The organism is uncultured Faecalibacterium sp., assembly GCF_900066275.1.
Taxonomy (GTDB): Bacteria; Bacillota; Clostridia; order Oscillospirales; family Ruminococcaceae; genus Faecalibacterium; species Faecalibacterium taiwanense.
Genome location: NZ_FMFG01000002.1, coordinates 30130 through 48078, shown reverse-complemented (window position 1 = coordinate 48078; position 17949 = coordinate 30130). Strand labels below are relative to the sequence as shown.

The window sequence follows — 17949 nt, the reverse complement described above, 5'->3', positions numbered from 1 at the left end:
CCCCTGCTGTACGCTAAAAGCGTCAGCTCAGAGCGACCTGATTTTTATAGCGCTTGCGCACCGCGCCGTATTCCAGATGTGCTTCGCCGCCTTCCACGGTATCTTCATCCACAGTTACGCGGATGATGGTAGTATCGGTGGGCACCTCGTACATGATGGGCAGCAGAATGCTTTCCATCACGCTGCGCAGGCCGCGGGCACCGGTCTTGCGCTCGATCGTCTTGCGGGCAATGGCGTGGAGTGCTTCATCAGTGAAGTTCAGTTCCACATTATCCATGCTCAGAAGTTCCTTATACTGCTTCACAAGGCTGTTGCGCGGCTCCTTGAGTACGCGAACCAGAGCGTCCTCGTCCAGATCGTCCAGCACGGTAATGACCGGCAGACGGCCGATCAGTTCCGGGATCAGGCCGAACTTGACCAGATCGTGGGGTTCCACCTTGCGCAGCAGAGCCTTCTCCGCTTCGCTGGAATTATCCTTCAGGCTGCTGCCGAAGCCCAGTGCGGACTTATCGGTGCGGCGCAGGATATACTTATCCAAGCCATCAAATGCACCGCCGCAGATGAACAGGATGTTGGTGGTGTCGATCTGGATGAACTCCTGCTGCGGGTGCTTGCGGCCGCCCTGCGGAGGAACATTGCTCACAGTGCCCTCCAAAATCTTCAGCAGGGCCTGCTGCACGCCCTCGCCGCCCACATCGCGGGTGATGGAGGGGTTCTCACTCTTGCGGGTGATCTTGTCGATCTCGTCGATATAGATAATACCGATCTGTGCCTTCTGCACATCAAAATCCGCTGCTTGGATCAACTTGAGCAGAATGTTCTCCACATCCTCGCCCACATAACCGGCTTCGGTCAGGGTGGTGGCATCGGCAATGGCGAAGGGAACGCCCAGCATTTTTGCCAGAGTCTGTGCCAGCAGGGTCTTGCCCACGCCGGAAGGACCCAGCAGCAGCACGTTGGACTTCTGCAGCTCCACATCGCTGCCCTTGCCGCTGAGGATGCGCTTGTAGTGGTTGTAGACCGAGACGGCCAGCACACGCTTTGCCTCGTCCTGACCGATCACGTACTGATCCAGACCTTCCTTGATCTCGGCCGGGGTCAGGATGTTGATATCCAGATCGTCCGCAGGCTGGATGTGTGCACGGTTTGCACCGCGGGCCGGTCGGGCGCTTTTGGGCTGATCCGGCTTGTCGGAAAGCAGGTCGTGGCACAGGCCGATGCATTCGCTGCAGATATTGACACCGGGGCCGATGATCATACGCTCCACTTCGTCCTGATGCTTTCCGCAGAAGCTGCAGACCAGATCCTTTTCGTTTTTGTCTCTGCCGGAATTGTTATTTGCCATAGCTGTTTTTCCTTATCCTGGGTAAATTAAATGTCGGCGGCTCAGCGGTGGGCAATGACCTCATCGATCAGGCCGTATTCCTTTGCCTGCAGTGCGGACATATAGTTGTCGCGCTCGGTATCCAGCTGGATCTTTTCCAGCGGCTGACCGGTGTACTCGCTGAGCATGTGGTTCATCTTATCGCGGATATACACCATGTGCTCGGCATGGATCTTGATATCGGTGGTCTGGCCGGAAAGGCCGCCACCCTGCCCGCCGATCAGCGGCTGATGGATCAGAATTTCCGAGTTGGGCAGTGCAAAACGCTTCCCCTTGGTGCCGCTTGCCAGCAGGAAGGCACCCATGGAAGCTGCCATGCCCATGCAGATGGTGGAAACATCGCACTTGATATACTGCATGGTATCGTGGATAGCCATGCCGGCGCTGATGGAGCCGCCGGGGCTGTTGATATACAGGCTGATGTCCTTGTCCGGGTCCTGCCCTTCCAGATACAGCAGCTGTGCCACAACAAGGCTGGCGGAGGTATCGTTGACATCCTCGCTCAGAACGATGATGCGATCGTTCAAAAGACGGGAGAAAATATCATAGGAACGCTCGCCATGGGACGACTGTTCCACAACGTAAGGAACAAAACTCATAAAGTTCGCCTCCTGAAATGGAATATAGTATTTGCAAAATTGACCGATACGGTTTCCCTGCCGGTTCTGCCGTATCGGTCAATTTTTACAACCTTTGATTGAAACCGTGCAGCATACTGCCCGCTTCAAAGGAACACAGGAACTGATTACTCAGCGTCTGCAGCCTTCTCTTCCTCAGCAGCCTTCTCCACGATGTTTGCGTGGCTCTTGATGAAGTCGATGGCCTTGTTGATGGCCAGATCCTTCTTCAGGTCGTCAACATTGACCAGCTCACGAACCTTGTCCTCTTCCATCTTATACTGGTCAGCGATGCGCTTGATCTCAGCGGAAACTTCCTCCTCGGAAGCCTCGATGTTCTCAGCAGCAGCAACAGCCTCCAGAGCCAGACGGATCTTGACCTGTTTCTCAGCCTGCGGCATGAAGGAAGCGCGGAACTGCTCCATAGTCTGGCCCATATACTTCAGGTAGTCCTCGAGGCGCAGGCCCTGCTGCTCCACGCGGAATGCAAAGTCGTTGACCATCTCGTCCATGCGGGCATCATACATTGCCTGGGGGATCTCACCCTCCATGCTCTCGATGACCTGATCCACCAGAGCGTTCTCAACAGCCAGATCGTCCTGCTTGTCCAGCTGCTCCTGATTGTTCTTGCGGATGGAAGCCTTGAACTCGTCCAGAGTGTCGTACTCAGAGCAATCCTTAGCCAGCTCGTCATCCAGAGCAGGCAGCTCCTTGTACTTCACTTCGTGCAGCTTGATCTTGAACACAGCAGCCTTGCCAGCCAGTTCGGCAGCCTGATACTCGGTGGGGAAGGTAACGTTCACGTCGAACTCTTCGCCAGCGGAGTGGCCCACGATCTGATCCTCAAAGCCGGGGATGAAGCTGCCGCTGCCCAGAGTCAGGCTGTAGTGCTCAGCCTTGCCGCCCTCGAAAGCCACGCCATCGACGAAGCCCTCGAAGTCGATATCAGCGATGTCGCCGTTCTCAGCAGCGCCCTCACGGGTCAGCTCACGGGCATTGCGCTCCTGCACACGCTTCAGCTCAGCTTCAACAGCCTCGTCAGAAACAGTATGGACAGTCTTTTCAACCGTCAGACCATTGTAGCTGCCAACCTTGACTTCGGGCTTGACAGCGACCTTGACGGTCAGGGTGACACCGTTGGTCTCATCAGCAGAGTCAACAGTGACCTCCGGACGACCGACCGGCTCAACGCCAGCTTCCTTAACAGCAGCCTCAAAAGCCTCGGGGAACAGCTCATTGATGGCATCATAGGTAAAGACATCAGCGCCGTACATCTTCTCGATCAGAGCGCGGGGAGCCTTGCCCTTACGGAAGCCGGGAACAGCGTACTTCTTGCCTTCCTTCTTGAAAACATCGGCAACAGCCTTCTTGAAAGCCTCTGCGTCGATGGAGAACTGCAGTTCTGCCATGCTCTTCTCGAGCTTTTCACACTTGATGAAATTCATTTGTTTTTCCTCCACTCAAAAATTCTATTGCGCAGGGCAGGAAGTTTTTGCCCTTTGCAACCGCGCACTGCGTCCTGGATGAACTTGCTTTTGCAATATGCGGGGACGCGCGCGCTCAATTGGGTGCAACAATCGCGTCAAAAACTATTATAGCACGCTCCTGACACAATTGCCAGCCCAAATTGTTAATTTTTATTGGTTTTAACGGTTCAATTGATGCGGTACGGGCAAAAACGCAGCCCATCGGCACTGACCAGCTTGTAGTGGATGCCATCCACATCACCCTGCACCGCATAGCGGATGGCATTGCCGTGCAGATGGCCATAGTAGCAGGTCCTGATGCTGTATTCCTTTAAGGTGGCCACGATCTCCGGCGCACTGGTGCCGGTATACACCGGCGGATAGTGCAGGAACACCAGCTTTTCCAGACCGGGTTCGGCGGCATCCAGACTCATGCGCAGCCGTCCGATCTCGCGGTTCATCACCTTTTCGTCGTGGGCCTCGCCTGCATCAAACAGCCAGCCGCGGGTACCGCACAGTGCATACCCCTCTACACTGTAGGAGTTGTTGTGCAGAATGTGCAGGGTATCAAAGCCTTCTGCTTTGAGGTAGGCATTCATCTTGTTCACGGTAGACCACCAGTAATCGTGGTTGCCCTTCATGATGATCTTCTGCCCGGGCAGGCTCTGCAGAAATTCAAAATCCTTACGGGTATCGGTCAGGCGCATGGCCCAGCTGATATCGCCCGCCAATACAATGGTATCCTCTGGTTTGATGAGCTTGCGCCAGTTTTTCTCAAGGCGCTCCACATAATCATTCCAGCCGGGAAAAATATCCATCGGCTTGGAAGCACCCAGAGAAAGGTGGGTATCGCCAAGCACAAAAAGTGCCATGTTTTTTCTCCTGTTCTAAATGCAGCAGGATGTGTTATTCCTGATAGCCCAGCGCCACCTCGGCGATCTGCGCAGGATCGATCACGGTGTTAAAGCGCTCCGGCTTCTGGCGCAGCGCGGCAAGGCTTGCCGGTGCGGTATGCGCGGTAGCTGCTTCCAGCTGCTGCATTGCTTCAAAATCATTTTCCGGGGCGGTGCGGCCCAGTGCTTCCAGCACACTGCGCGGGAACTTGAAGGGAGACGCGGTGGACAGCACCACCATGGGCACGCCCTCGCGCTTTTTCTGCGCTGCCACATGGAACGCAACGGCGGTGTGGGTATCACACAGGTAATTGTCCTTCTCGTAGCGGACACGGATCTCCCCTGCCACTTCTTCCTCACTGCTCCAGCCGCAGGAGAAGTTCTCCTGAATGGCAGCCAGCGTCTCCGGACGCACAGTATAGCTGCCGGTCTCGGCAAGGCTCTTCATCAGGCCCGCCACCTCGGCATCACTGCCGGTGACATGGTACAGAAGGCGCTCGAGGTTCGAGGACACGAGAATGTCCATGCTGGGCGAGGTGGTCTTGAAGAACTCCCGCTTTGCGGCGTAGGTGCCAGTGGTGAGGAAATCGGTCAGCACGTTGTTCTCATTGGAAGCGCAGACCAGCTTGCCCACGGGCAGGCCCATGCGCTTTGCATAGTAGCCTGCCAGAATGTCGCCGAAGTTGCCGGTGGGTACGCAGAAGTCCACTTCATCGCCGAAGGTGATCCTGCCCGCCTTGAGCAGCTGGGCATAGGCGGCAAAGTAATAGACGATCTGCGGCACCAGACGGCCCCAGTTGATGGAGTTGGCGCTGGACAGGCGGATGTTCCGCTTGGCAAGCTCTGCTGCAATGGCAGTGTCACCAAAGACCTTCTTCACACCGGTCTGTGCATCATCAAAGTTGCCGCGCACAGCGTACACTGCCACGTTGGCACCCTCCTGCGTTGCCATCTGCAGGCGCTGGATCTCGCTGGTGCCGCCCGTGGGATAGAACACTGCGATCTCCACGCCCGGGATATCATGGTAGCCGTCCAGAGCTGCCTTGCCGGTATCGCCGCTGGTCGCCACAAGGATCAGGGTCTTTTCCGTGCGGCCCAGATTCTTTTTGGCTTCCACCAGAAGCTTCGGCATCAGCTGCAGAGCATAATCCTTGAATGCACAGGTAGGGCCATGCCACAGCTCTAAGGCATAGGTGTCCCCTTCCACCGGGGCAAGATAGCCTGCCTTGCCGCCAAAGGTCTCTCCGTAGGTCTTGTGGGCAGCTTCGGTCAGGAAATCCTGCGAGTAGTCGGTCAGATATTCTTTGATGACGGCAGCTGCCATGGCCGGGTAGTCCAGCTCGCACAGTGCCTTCACATCCACCTGCGGAAAGCTTTCCGGTACAAACAGACCGCCCTCGTTGGACAGGCCCTGTGCGATCGCTTCCGAGGAAGTCACTTTGCGGTTTTGGTCTCTGGTACTAAAAAACTGCATTGTTGTCGCTCCTTTTTCGCCGTAGAACGTGCAAAGCACGCTCTTCTGCTGTGGCAGAGAAGCCCTCTGCCCGTACATTTTCCCACCGGGGCCGTTGCTTTACGTGAGAAAAGCGCCCCTTATAATATGTACCATCCAGCGCCCGCTGTCAAGAGGGAACACTTCTGCCACGTCAAATCGCACCGGTGCATCGCTCAGGCCGTTCTGCTGCAGATAATACTGTGCTGCACGGATCAGGCGGCGCTGTTTGGGCCGGTCCACCGCTTCTGCCGGGCTGGCCAGAGAGCCTTCCGCACGGGTCTTGACCTCACAGATGACAATGGTCCCATCCGGCTCCTGCACCACAACATCCAGCTCACCCATCCGGGTGTGGAAGTTGTGTGCCAGCAGCCTGCAGCCCTGCTTCTGATACCAGCGGGCCGCAGCAGCTTCTCCCCTGCGCCCTGTCTCGGCGCGGTTCACTTTCCGTTCTCCGGCCAGTAGCCCTGCTTTTTGAGGAAGCTGCGGCGGTAGAACGGCTGGATGCCGTACTGGGCAATCAGCTCATAGTGGAGCTTGGTCGGGTAACCCTTGTGCTTTGCCAGCTGATACTGCGGATACTGTCTGTCCAGTTCCAGCATATAGCGGTCACGGCTGACCTTGGCAAGGACGGATGCTGCGCCGATGCTGGCACTGGTGGCATCGCCCTTGACCACCGGCTGTGCCGGGATCTGCAAACCCGCCGGAGTGCGGTTGCCGTCCACCAGCACGAGGTTCGGCGCGATGTCCAGCTCTTCCACGGCCTGCTTCATGCCGCCCATGGTGGCGTTGAGGATGTTGTTCCGGTCGATGATCTCCGGCCCCACAAAAACAATTTTGTAGGCCAACGCCTTTTCAATGATCTCATCAAACAGAGCTTCCCGCTTTTTCTCGGTAAGCTTTTTGGAGTCGTTGATGCCAAAGACCGGATTCTCCGGGTCCAGAATACAGGCCGCTACGCACACCGGGCCGCACAGAGGGCCGCGTCCGGCTTCGTCCACGCCTGCAAAGCAGCCGTACTGACTGCGTACAGCGGCATCGTACTCATACAACGGAGCCGAGATCTCCTCGTCGGAACGGCGCTTCATTCGTCATCCTCCTCGGCAAAATCAGCCAGATCATCCCGCTGCGGCGGACGCTCCAGCGAGATGCGGCCCCACTTGCAGGCGCGGAACTCGTCCACCAGCATAATGGCGCAGCGCTCGGTGTTCACCTCGCCGCCGCGCACCAGCAGACCGCGCTTGCGGCCGATGGCTTCCATCAGCTCGTAGGGCGGCAGGGCCAGCGTTTCGGCATCCAGCTTGTAGCGCTGGGCCACAAGGTCGGGGTAGTTGCGGCGCACCTCGTCCAGCAGGTTCATGGCCAGCTCTTCCACATCCAGAATATCATCCTTGATGGAGCCGATAAAGGCCAGATTGGACGCAATGGTCTTGGAGTCAAACTTCTTCCACAGTACGCCTGGCATATCCAGCAGATCAAATTTGTCGGTGCTGACCCACTGCTTGCCCTTGGTCACGCCCGGGCGGTCTGCCGCTTTGGCGCGGGCAGAGCCTGCAAAGGTGTTGATGAAGGTGGATTTGCCCACATTGGGGATGCCGCACAGCATCACCTGCGTCTTGGCACCGCCCATGCCGCGGTTCTGGCGGCGTTCCAGCAGGCCCGCCAGTTCTTTTTCAATGGCAGCCTTTACCGCATTGGCACCGCCCTTCTGCTTGGCGCTGATGGCCACACAGCCGGCATCTGCCGCACGGAAATACTTGATCCACTCTTCCGTTACAGCCGGGTCTGCCAGATCGGCCTTGTTCAGCGCGTATAGTTTCGGCTTGCGGGCCGTGATGCGCTCGATCTCCGGGTTCAGGCTGGAAAGCGGGATGCGGGCATCCAGCAGCACAAGGCTGGCATCCACGTGCTGGATCTCCTGCTCCATCATGCGCAGAGTCTTGGTCATGTGGCCCGGGAACCACTGAATATTGTACTGGTTTGCAAAGCGAGTATCCATTTCGTTCATTTTACCACCCCAAAATCTGTAAAGGGCATAAAGCACACAAGCACCTTGCCCAGAATATCCCGTTCGTCGATGCAGCCGACATAGGTGGAGCGGCTGTCCAGCGACTGGTTGCGGTTGTCGCCCATCACGAACACCGTGCCCTCCGGCACAGTATACGGGAAAGTTACATCATAGCCAAGATAAGTAGGCTCTGCAATGTAGTCCTCCTGCAAGACCTCGCCGTTCACCGCCACGGTGCCGGTCGCATAATCGATGGAGACCGTATCGCCACCTTTGGCGATGACACGCTTGACCAGCGGCTTTCCGTAGGAGGTATAGCTGTCCACAATGACCACGTCACCACGCTGCGGTGTATAGCCTGCTCCCCACACGATGAGCTTATCACCGTTCACCAGTGTGGGCACCATGGAGCTGCCGTCCACCTGAATGATGCGGAAGAAAAACGAAAAGATCAGCACCAGCACCAGCGCTGCCGAGATCAATGCCTCGTACCATTCCAGCAGGTTCTGCCCACGCACGGGCTTTGCCTGTTCCTGTTTTTCCATATCCGGTACACCTCACCTTCTGGTTTTACACTGCTGACCCGATTATACCGCAGCCGACAGGCTCTTCGCAAGAACGGTGCCTGCAAAAAGCCGCATTTTTTCCGAAATTTTGATAAAGAAAAAAGGGACAACAAGGTTGTCCCTTTTCTCCCGTTTCAAATCGGGGATGATCAAATATCGCTCTTGACCTTGGCAGCCTTGCCCGTACGACCACGCAGGTAGAACAGCTTTGCGCGGCGGACCTTGCCCTTGCGGACAACGGTGACCTTCTCAACGAAGGGGCTGTTGATGGGGAAGACACGCTCGATGCCAACACCGTAAGCAACGCGGCGAACGGTGAAGGTCTCAGCAACGCCGCCGTGCTTCTTTGCGATCACAGTGCCCTCAAAGGCCTGAATGCGCTCACGGTCGCCTTCCTTGATACGAACATCAACGCGGACGGTATCGCCAACGTTGAACTGGGGCTTTTCAGCCTTGATGCTGCCTTCAGAAATAATCTTCAGTGCGTCCATTTTTGAATCCTCCATTTGTTTTTAGACGTTCATACACGGCACTTTGCCGTCAGAGGACCGCCCGTTTAATGATATTGTCATTAACCCCGCTGTGGTCTCAGCGGACACTAACGCCTAAATAGGATATCACAAAACCTGCGTAAATGCAAGCGTTCTGACCAAAATAAATGCAAAAATTTTCTGTTTTGCCCAACAGACAGTCTTTCACGCTCCGATCAGACAAACTGCTGCTTATCTGCCGTCAAAAACTTTTTGCGCAGGATGTTGGCGCTGACGGCAGGCAGGCCGAATTTTTCTTCCAGAAAGCCGGTGAGCAGCGAGGGGTTCAGGTTCAGCTCCTGCGCAGCGGGCAGGCACAGCTCAATGTGCAGGCTGTCCCCCTCCGTGGTGTACTCCACCTTGGGCAGATGTTCCTTCAGCTCAATGATCTTGTTGCCCTTTTTGCCGTGCTTTTCCACCGGGGCGCTTTCCAGCGCGTTGTACTGATCCAGCGCCGCAGCCGCTGCCGCCGGGTAGGTGACGCGATAGCATGCGTAGGCAATGAGGTCCGCCTTCATCTGCACCGGGCCAACGTGCGTGATCACGATGCCTGCGGGCATGATGGCATTGAGGGCCGCTTTCCACTGCTCAAAATCCGGAGCTTCCGCTTCGGTCTTGACGTCCACGCACTCGCACTCGCTCTCCTGCCCCAGAGAAAGCGGGCAGGCAAAGGTCATGTAGATATGGGGATTGAAACCCAGCGTATGCCACACCGGCAGGCCGCTGCGCTTGAGCACCCGCTGCATCACCCGCTGCAGGTCCAGCAGGGAGATGTAGGAGGCCTCATTCTTTTTCTCAAACGAGATTCTGACTGTAATCAAAGCAGGGACCTCCTAACAGGTGATTTGCACCGCAGCCGTGGCAGGCACGGTTGCAGGGCTGGGTGGTCTGGGCGGTAAGAGCCTTTTGGTACTCCCGTACCAGATATTCGTGGGTAACACCGTAGTCCATATGGGACCAGGGCGTTACCTCGTCCAGACCAATGGGGCGCTGACAGTAAAATGCCGGGTCGATGCCCAGATCAGCAAAGGTCTGCAGCCATGTGTCGTACTTGAAGCACTCCTCCCAGCCGTCGAAGTAGCAGCCGCGCTTGTAGGCTTCCACAATGACCGGGGCAAGGCGGCGGTCGCCCTTGGCGAACACGCCCTCCAGAAAGCTGGTGGTGCTGTCGTGGTAGTTGACCTTGATCTTGCGGCTGCGCACACTTTCCAGCAGGTGCTTCTGCTTGGCGCGCAGCATTTCTTCGGTGTCCATGGGCACGAACTCAAACGGCGTATGGGGCTTGGGCACAAAGCAGGCACAGCTGATGGTCACCTGTACACCCTTGCCCTTGCCGCGCTTGGGCAGCGAATAATAGAGGTCTACCACCTTCTGCGCCGTCTCTGCGATGCCCTCAATGTCCTCCATGGTCTCAGTGGGCAGGCCCATCATGAAGTAGAGCTTGACCGAGGTGTAGCCCGCGTTGAATGCAATGGTGCAGGTCTTTTCGATCTCATCCCATGTGACATTCTTGTTGATGACGTTGCGCAGGCGCTGGGTGCCGGCTTCGGCGGCGAAGGTCAGGCCGCTCTTGCGCACCTTGGTGGTCTTTTCAATGAGGCTCTGGGAGAAGTTGTCCACGCGCAGCGAAGGCAGCGACAGACTCACATGCTCCTTGGGTGCCCACTCGTTCAGATCGTCCAGCAGCTCTTCCAGCTGCCCGTGGTCAGAGGTGGACAGGCTGGAAAGGCTCAGTTCTTCATAGCCGGTGTTAGCGCACAGCTCCTGCGCCGCCCTGTTCAGAAGGCCCGCGTCACGCTGGCGCATGGGACGGTACAGAAAGCCCGCCTGACAGAAACGGCAGCCACGCACACAGCCGCGCAGCACCTCGATGCTGGCGCGGTCCTGAATGGCACCCACCATGGGCACCACGAAATTCGTGGGCGGGGCAAACTCGTTCAGGTCCTTGATGATGGCCTTGGTGATGCGCGCCGGGATGCCCGGCTCATTGGGGGTGATGGCCTTGACCCGGCCATCTTCGTAATACTCCACATCGTAGAACGCCGGGATATAGACGCCGGGGATCTTTGCAATGCGCTGCAGCAGTTCCTTTTTGGAAACGCCGCCCTCCTTCTTGGCCTTTTCGATCTCGGCGCAGATGCCGGGCAGCTGGTTTTCGCCCTCACCCAGCTGGACCACATCAAAAAAATCCGCAATGGGTTCCGCGTTGCAGGCGCAGGGGCCACCCGCCACGATCAGCGGCCAGCTTTCATCGCGATCCTTGGAATAGAACGGGATGCCCGCCAGATCCAGCATAGCCAGAATATTGGTATAGGAAAGCTCGTACTGCAGGGTGAAGCCCACTGCATCAAAAGCGGTGAGCGGATCCTTGCTCTCCATGGTGTAGAGCGGCAGACCAAGACGCTCCATCTCGGCCTTCATATCCAGCCACGGCATAAAAGCACGCTCGCACCACCAGTTTTCGTGGCTGTTGAGCAGCTCATACAGGATCTTTTCGCCGAGGAAGGACATACCTACCTCATAGGTGTCCGGAAAGCAGAACGCAAAGCGGACATCCACTTTTTCTTTGTCCTTATATACACTGCCGGGTTCTCCGCCGGTATAACGGCCGGGCTTCTGTACCCGTCCCAGTGCTTCTTTCAGTTTTGGATCAAACATCGAGTCCTCCAATAAACAGTCCATTTTTACACGTCATTTTATTGTACCCGAAATGAGCTGTTTTTTCAATCATTTCCCTTAAACTTTTTGCCTGCACGCCGCATTTCGCACAGGCAGGATGCCAGCTGCGCCCCATCCAGCGGTGGAACAGGCAGCAGATTGAATCCCCCGGTCAGCAGATTTGCCGCCCAGAAGGCACTGCCGCGGATGGTCAGTTCCTGTTCCAGCCGCAGTGCCCAGATGCCTGCCAGCATGAAATTGACCGCCGGGCCTACAGCAGCCAGCCAGAAGAGCTGCCCCGGTGAAAGGCCCCGGGCCGGAGCGTCCATCCGCATACAAAAGCCAGTCATGGTCACCTCAATGACCGGAAATCGGCGCAGCAGCGCACAATACACCAGAATGTGCCCGCACTCGTGCAGGAACGCCGCCAGCAGCCCCAGCCGCAGAAAGCCGCTTGCATCAAAGTAGAGCAGAAAATACAGTGCGCTACACAAAAGCAGCGGGTCGCGGAACACCAGCGGCCCCAGCTGCCGGGAATCATGCAGCTTCATGAGGAAAGGCCCAGCGCATCCGCTGGGTCACAGGCTGTTCCCTTCCGGTACAGTTCAAAATGCAGGTGTGCTCCCGTAGCGCGCCCGCTGCGCCCTGCTGCGCCCAGCAGCTGCCCTGTTTCCACCACCTCGCCCGGGCGGACATAGGCGTACTGCAAATGGGCATAAAGTGACTCGCTGCCATCTGTATGGAGAACACGCAGACAGGTGCCATAGCTTGTGCTGCAGTATGCCTGCACCACCGCACCGCCTTCCGCAGCAATCACGTCTGTTCCCTCTGCACAGGCAAGATCAATGCCCTTATGGAACGTCCTTTCCCCGGTAAAAGGATCCTGCCGCCAGCCGTATCCGTCCGAAACACGGTACTGTGTGGTGTCCAGCGGGAAACAGAGCTTCCCCGTTTTTTTCTGCGCCCTCACCGGAAGCACCACGCACACCAACAGTCCGGCTAAAACTGCCAGAAAAATCACCCTCCGTCTGGGCTGCTCCCTGCCGTGCCCGGCTCGTCCCCATCGCTTTGCCCGCACCTTCTGCCTCCCGCCTTCCGTTTGCTTTTTATTTATGCAGGCAAACACGCAAAAAGACCCGGCAGAGGGTTTGCTCTGTCGGGTCTTGCAAATATTATCTGCGTAACCTGAAGAAATCCAAAATCCGTTTCAGGCGGCTTCTGGGGGCGGGTGTCTCCACCACCACCGGCTTTATCGGCTTGGCTGCAGGGGCAGGCTGCGGCTCTGTACGCTTTTTATGATTGACCATCTGTTCCAGCTGGTCAAAGCGGTCGCCGCTTTCCGGTGCCGCAGCAGATTCCGGGTGAGAAGCTTCTGCCTGTTTTGCAGCGGGAGCTACTTCCGTTTTCGCAGGTTCTGGCTTTCCTGCTTCGGCAGAAGGTTCAGGCTGTTTTTCCTGCGCAGCGGCAGAAAGCCTCCAAGGCTCCGGCTGCGTCCAGTCATTTTTCAACAGCTCATACATGCCCATCTGGCCGTTCACCAGTGCTTCGCCCTCAGCGGGCTTTACCTTCTGGTAGCTGCCGTCCGGGCGCATCTCGCGGGCATTGACGTTATCCCGCAGCTGCAGCTGCAGAATGTCGGTAAGCTTCCGCACCAGCACGGGATCCTCCACGCGCACGCCCACCTCCACGCGGCACTCGGTGTTGCGGGTGAGGAAATCGCCGGATGCAATATAGATGCGGGTATGTGCACCATCGAAGAAGCTGTAAATGCGGCCATGCTCCAGATAACGACCCACAAGGCTGCGGATATGCAGGTTCTCCGTCTTGCCGGGCACGCCGGCGCGCACACAACAGATGCCGCGCACGATCATATCAATGCGCACACCGGCACAGCTGGCTTCCTGCAGCTTCAGGATGATATCCCGGTCGCTGATGGAATTGTTTTTCAGGATCATGGATGCCGGACGGCCCATGTGGGCGGCAGCAATGACACGATCCATCTCTTCCAGCAATACGCTCTTGAAGCGTAGCGGTGCTACCAGCATCCGGTCGCTCTCCTCAGTCAGCTTCTGCACGGCAAGGTTCTGGAACACATTGGAAGCTTCCTCGCCAATGCCATGGTCTGCCGTAATGAAGGAGTAGTCCGTGTAAAGCTCACTGGTCTTTTCGTTGTAGTTGCCGGTGCCAATCTGGGTGATATAAGAGTAGCCCTCTTTGCTCTTTTTGGTGATAAGGGTCAGCTTGGAGTGCACTTTGTAATCATCAAAGCCATAAATGACCGTACAGCCTGCGCTTTCCAGCTGCTTCGACCAGTCGATATTGTTCTGCTCGTCAAAGCGGGCGCGCAGCTCCACCAGCGCCACCACCTCTTTGCCGTTCTCAGCGGCTTCCATCAGCGCCTGCACGATCTGGGACTCCCGCGCCATACGGTACAGTGTCATTTTGATGGAAATGACCTCAGGATCATGGGCAGCCTTTTTGAGCATGGCAATGAAGGGCCGGATGGACTGGTACGGGTAGCTGAGCAGCACATCGTGCTTCTGCACCTCAGCGGCAAGGTCGTAGTCCGGCGGCGGCAGCATGGGCCGTGCAGCCGGGTAGAACAGTTCCGGCCGCCCCTCCGCTTCCATGCGGCCGGTGAGCTTGTAGAAAAAGCTCAGATCCAGCGGGCTTTTCTGCTCGAACACCCGTTTATGGGTGAGCAGCAGACGGTTGCACAGCAGGCGTTCTACCTCCGGGGCCGGGGCAGGCGTGATCTGCAGACGCACCGCAGCCAGCTTGCGGCGGCGCTTGAGCAGCTCGGTCATGATCTCGCGGTAGTCGATATCATGATCCATCATGCCCTCTTTTACGTCGATATCCGCATTGCGGGTAACGCGGAAAAGGCATTTTTCCTGAATCGTCTCTTTGCCAAAGATGCTGGCCGCAAAGTGCAGCACCAGCTCTTCGGTAAGTGCAAACTGCGTTTCGCCGTCTTTTTTTACAACGTGCATCCGTTCCATCTGGCTGGAAATGGGAATGATGCCAAGGCTCTGCCCTGCCGGGTGTTTTTCCTTGAGCAGAACGCCAAGGTAAATCTCCTTATTGCGCAGGAATGGGAACGGATGGCGGTTATCCACGATCTGCGGGCTGAGGATGGGGAACAGCTCCGTTTGGAAGTACTTCTTCCAGAAGTGCTCGTCCTCCTTGGACAAGTGGTCAAGATCCACCTTGCGCCAGCCGCACTCCGCCAGTGCTTCCAGCGCCTTTGCGTAGTATTTATCGCACTCCTCCTGCAGCTGTGCCGTTTTGGGCATGATGGCAGTCAGCTGTTCCGCCGCGGACATGTTGGTCTTGTTTTCCCTCTTGACCTTTTTGCCCTGTTCCTGTTCCAGATTGGCGCGCTCCTGCAGAGAACCCACACGCACCATAAAAAACTCGTCCAAATTGGAGCCGTAGATTGCAAGAAATTTGACCCGCTCTGCAAGCGGAACATTTTTATCTTTGCCCAGCGCAAGAACGCGCCGGTTGAAATCCAGCCAGCTCAGTTCCCGGTTGATAAAAATGGTATCGTCACTCATAATCATTCCCCTTTTTGCTGCGCCGGGCCGCCGGCTGCGGCTCAGCTCACGGTTGCCATTCCTGCCCAGGAATCCACAATGGTCTGTGTCAGGCCCGGAACATTGGCTGCATCTTCTACCCGTTCAAACGGGCCATTCTGCGTCCGGTAATCCAGAATCGTCTGTGCGCGCTTTTCCCCTACGCCCGGCAGTGTGCACAGCGCAGAGAGATCAGCAGTGTTCAGATCCACCAGCACATACTGTTCCAGCCCGGTCGTATCCGGCAGGACCTGCGGTTCGGCAGCCTGCAGCGGCACGGCAAAGCCAAAGGCCAGCACTGTGCACAAAACCACCGCCGCCAGCGACAGCGCAAGAAAGAGTTTTTCCTTCTTTTGCAGGACCAGAAGATGCGTTTCTCTCATTGTACCTGACTTTCCTCCAAAAAGAAAGGCTTCTGCGAAAGAATTTGCAGAAGCCTTGCACAAATTTTACGCCAAATTTTCAGCATCCCGCACCATACGGTACAGCACTTCCACTGCAGAACCTGCCGCAGCATCGGTCAAAGTGACCTTTTGGGCAGCAAGACGCAGCTCAGCCGGGGCATCCGCAGCTGCGGTGCTCTGGCTGGAAGCGCGCACCATGTCCAGCATAGACAGCCCTCCGGCAAGTACCAGCACATCTTCCGGGTCGATGCCCACCGGCATACACACGGCATCCAGCATTTCACGGCCGGAGACGGTTCTGGGGGTCAGGATCAGCGTATCCGCTGCGGCACGCTCGCCCAGCAGCACCGCTGTGCGGTCGCCCAGAGATTTTTCCAGTAGCGAGATCATGGGCACTGCCTTGCTGTCCTGATACAGCAGCACCCGCAGCACTTCTTCCCCCTTGATATCTGCCGCGTTTGCCAGCAGATAAGGGGTCCATTCCTGCCGCAGATGACGCTCCAATGCCTCGCTCATGCGCAGCACGCGGGTAGTACCGTCGGTCATCTGCAGGGCAATGCCCACGCCCTCTGCCACCGGCAGGCGGGCGAACAGGTCGGCATCCTGCCCGGCAAAGGTGCACAGCGGCTGGCGGGTGCCATCGGCAAAATGGTAGGCCATGGCACCGCCGCACACCAGCGCAGGAGCGCTGAGCCGCACACTGCCCAGAATGGACCGCACTGCCCGCGGCGTGCGCTGGGAAAACACCGTAAAACGTCCGCCGCGGCGGACGAACAGCTGCAGCACATCCCGCACCACCTGCGTCAGGTTGCCGTCGGCACCCAAAAGCAGATGGTCCAGATCACACAGTACAAGCGTTGAAGAAAGATGGTTCATACCGTTCCCCTCCTGAGCGTTGCAAGAAAATGAGTGAAGTATTCCGGCAATTCCGAATCGAACCGCAGATGTTCGCCGGTGATCGGGTGCACAAAGCCCAGCGTTTTGGCGTGCAGGCACTGGCCGTGCAGGCTGGTGATGCAATTGTGCGGGCCATACACCGGGTCGCCCGCCACCGGGTGCTGGATGGATGCCATGTGCACGCGGATCTGATGGGTGCGGCCGGTCTTCAGGCGGCATTCCAGCATGGTAAAGTTGTTCAGCCGTTCCAGCACCTGATAGCCGGTATAGGCATATTTGGTGTGCGGCTCACTGGCCGGGTAGACCGCCATCTTTTTGCGGTCGGTCTTGCTGCGGCCCAGATTGCTTTCCACAAAGCCCTCATCTTGTGCAAAGCCGCCGTACACGATGGTGCGATACGCGCGCTCCACACTGTGCACCGCCATCTGCTGGGAAAGGCCGATGTGCGTTGCATCGTCCTTTGCCACCACCAGCAGTCCGCTGGTGTCCTTATCGATGCGGTGCACGATGCCGGGGCGAATCTCGCCGCCGATACCGGACAGACTTCCCTTGCAGTGCCACAGCAGCGCGTTCACCAGCGTGCCGTCCGGGTTGCCGGGAGCCGGGTGCACCACCATGCCTTTGGGCTTGTTGACCACCAGCAGATGCTCGTCCTCATAGACGATTTCCAGCGGGATGTCCTGCGGCACGGCCTCAATGGGCTTTGCGTCCGGAATTTCCAAAACGATGGTGTCGCCCGCCTTGAGCTTCAGGCTTTTGGCAACCAGCCTGCCGTTGCACAACACATGACCGTCGGCCACCAGCGCCTGCAGAGCAGACCGGGAAAGGCCGGTGTCCTCGCCGCTCAGGAAGCGGTCGATGCGCTGGCCTGCCGTCTCCTGCTCCACCACAAATTCACGCTGTTCCATGGCTCACTGCTCCTTCGGGGACTGCCCGTTCTCAGCGTGCAGCTCTTCCAGAAAAATTACCAGCACCCAAAGGCCCACGCCCACACACACGCAGATATCCGCAAAATTGAACACCGCAAACTGCATGAACAGCAGATTGATGTAGTCCACCACCTCGCCGTTGAGCACACGGTCGATCAGGTTGCCGATGCCGCCGGCAAGGATCAGCAGCAGCGCAGCCTGCTGCAGGTATTTGCCGCGGCTGCGGAAGAACAGCCCATAGGCCACAAAGATCAGCGCTATGCTGGTAGCGATGATGAGGAACAGCTGCTTGCCGCTGAGCAGGCTGAACGCCATGCCCGGGTTGAGCACGAACCGCAGCTCCACCACATGGGGGATCAGCGGCATTGCACCAATGGGCTGCAGCACATTGGTGGCCCACAGCTTGATGGCCTGATCGATGCCAATGAGTGCCGCAGCCGCGAGCAGATTAAAAACAACAAATGCCATAGGATACTCCCAAAATCATTCAGTATAAAAAACGGCGCTCCCCGGTATAAGGGAGCGCC

19 protein-coding genes are annotated in these 17949 nt (G+C 57.3%); all 19 read right to left on the bottom strand.

What is annotated here, in order from left to right; translation table 11 throughout:
• Window positions 1-22: 22 nt before the first annotated feature.
• Entirely contained in the window at window positions 23-1345 is a 1323-nt protein-coding gene (gene clpX, locus QZL71_RS01115; RefSeq protein WP_120020215.1) for an ATP-dependent Clp protease ATP-binding subunit ClpX, read from the bottom strand.
• Window positions 1346-1386: 41 nt separating this feature from the next.
• Window positions 1387-1983: an ATP-dependent Clp endopeptidase proteolytic subunit ClpP gene (gene clpP / locus QZL71_RS01110; RefSeq protein WP_294647389.1), complete on the bottom strand. Its 597-nt coding sequence runs from the start codon at window positions 1981-1983 to the stop codon at window positions 1387-1389.
• Window positions 1984-2129: 146 nt separating this feature from the next.
• A complete protein-coding gene (tig, locus tag QZL71_RS01105; RefSeq protein WP_118527348.1) occupies window positions 2130-3446 on the bottom strand; it encodes a trigger factor in 1317 nt (438 codons plus the stop codon).
• A gap of 209 nt (window positions 3447-3655) precedes the next feature.
• Window positions 3656-4339, bottom strand: coding sequence for a metallophosphoesterase (locus QZL71_RS01100; protein WP_005941928.1), 684 nt, complete (start codon window positions 4337-4339; stop codon window positions 3656-3658).
• Window positions 4340-4373: 34 nt separating this feature from the next.
• Window positions 4374-5834 (bottom strand): threonine synthase, encoded by a 1461-nt coding sequence (thrC, locus tag QZL71_RS01095; protein ID WP_294647388.1) that lies wholly within the window; start codon window positions 5832-5834, stop codon window positions 4374-4376.
• 99 nt (window positions 5835-5933) lie between these two features.
• On the bottom strand, window positions 5934-6296 hold the full coding sequence (locus QZL71_RS01090) for a YraN family protein (RefSeq protein ID WP_005941923.1): 363 nt from the start codon (window positions 6294-6296) through the stop codon (window positions 5934-5936).
• Window positions 6293-6940 (bottom strand): ribonuclease HII, encoded by a 648-nt coding sequence (locus tag QZL71_RS01085; RefSeq protein WP_097782137.1) that lies wholly within the window; start codon window positions 6938-6940, stop codon window positions 6293-6295. Before QZL71_RS01085 ends, QZL71_RS01090 begins: the two co-directional genes overlap by 4 nt.
• Window positions 6937-7860, bottom strand: a complete 924-nt coding sequence (ylqF, locus tag QZL71_RS01080; protein WP_005941918.1) for a ribosome biogenesis GTPase YlqF — start codon at window positions 7858-7860, stop codon at window positions 6937-6939. Before ylqF ends, QZL71_RS01085 begins: the two co-directional genes overlap by 4 nt.
• Window positions 7857-8405 carry a signal peptidase I gene (lepB, locus tag QZL71_RS01075; protein WP_097775640.1) on the bottom strand — a complete coding sequence of 183 codons (549 nt, stop codon included), beginning with the start codon at window positions 8403-8405 and terminating at the stop codon, window positions 7857-7859. Before lepB ends, ylqF begins: the two co-directional genes overlap by 4 nt.
• A gap of 170 nt (window positions 8406-8575) precedes the next feature.
• The gene (gene rplS, locus QZL71_RS01070) at window positions 8576-8917 is read right to left on the bottom strand and encodes a 50S ribosomal protein L19 (protein WP_022257134.1); all 342 of its coding nucleotides are present in this window, start codon (window positions 8915-8917) and stop codon (window positions 8576-8578) included.
• A gap of 215 nt (window positions 8918-9132) precedes the next feature.
• The gene (locus QZL71_RS01065) at window positions 9133-9777 is read right to left on the bottom strand and encodes a TIGR03936 family radical SAM-associated protein (protein ID WP_294647387.1); all 645 of its coding nucleotides are present in this window, start codon (window positions 9775-9777) and stop codon (window positions 9133-9135) included.
• Complete coding sequence (locus tag QZL71_RS01060) at window positions 9752-11614, bottom strand: TIGR03960 family B12-binding radical SAM protein (protein ID WP_294647385.1); 1863 nt, start codon at window positions 11612-11614, stop codon at window positions 9752-9754. Before QZL71_RS01060 ends, QZL71_RS01065 begins: the two co-directional genes overlap by 26 nt.
• A gap of 65 nt (window positions 11615-11679) precedes the next feature.
• Complete coding sequence (locus QZL71_RS01055; RefSeq protein WP_294647383.1) at window positions 11680-12165, bottom strand: peptidase; 486 nt, start codon at window positions 12163-12165, stop codon at window positions 11680-11682.
• Window positions 12162-12584, bottom strand: a complete 423-nt coding sequence (locus QZL71_RS01050) for a M23 family metallopeptidase (protein ID WP_294647479.1) — start codon at window positions 12582-12584, stop codon at window positions 12162-12164. The genes QZL71_RS01055 and QZL71_RS01050 overlap by 4 nt, the downstream gene beginning before the upstream one ends.
• 202 nt (window positions 12585-12786) lie before the next feature.
• Window positions 12787-15174, bottom strand: coding sequence for a polyphosphate kinase 1 (gene ppk1, locus QZL71_RS01045; RefSeq protein WP_044953673.1), 2388 nt, complete (start codon window positions 15172-15174; stop codon window positions 12787-12789).
• A gap of 41 nt (window positions 15175-15215) precedes the next feature.
• Window positions 15216-15575: a ComEA family DNA-binding protein gene (locus QZL71_RS01040; protein ID WP_005941875.1), complete on the bottom strand. Its 360-nt coding sequence runs from the start codon at window positions 15573-15575 to the stop codon at window positions 15216-15218.
• 66 nt (window positions 15576-15641) lie between these two features.
• Window positions 15642-16472, bottom strand: coding sequence for an HAD family hydrolase (locus tag QZL71_RS01035; RefSeq protein ID WP_294647382.1), 831 nt, complete (start codon window positions 16470-16472; stop codon window positions 15642-15644).
• Window positions 16469-17401 carry an RluA family pseudouridine synthase gene (locus QZL71_RS01030; protein ID WP_005941869.1) on the bottom strand — a complete coding sequence of 311 codons (933 nt, stop codon included), beginning with the start codon at window positions 17399-17401 and terminating at the stop codon, window positions 16469-16471. Before QZL71_RS01030 ends, QZL71_RS01035 begins: the two co-directional genes overlap by 4 nt.
• 3 nt (window positions 17402-17404) lie before the next feature.
• Window positions 17405-17890, bottom strand: a complete 486-nt coding sequence (gene lspA / locus QZL71_RS01025; protein ID WP_294647380.1) for a signal peptidase II — start codon at window positions 17888-17890, stop codon at window positions 17405-17407.
• Between the last annotated feature and the right edge of the window lie 59 nt (window positions 17891-17949).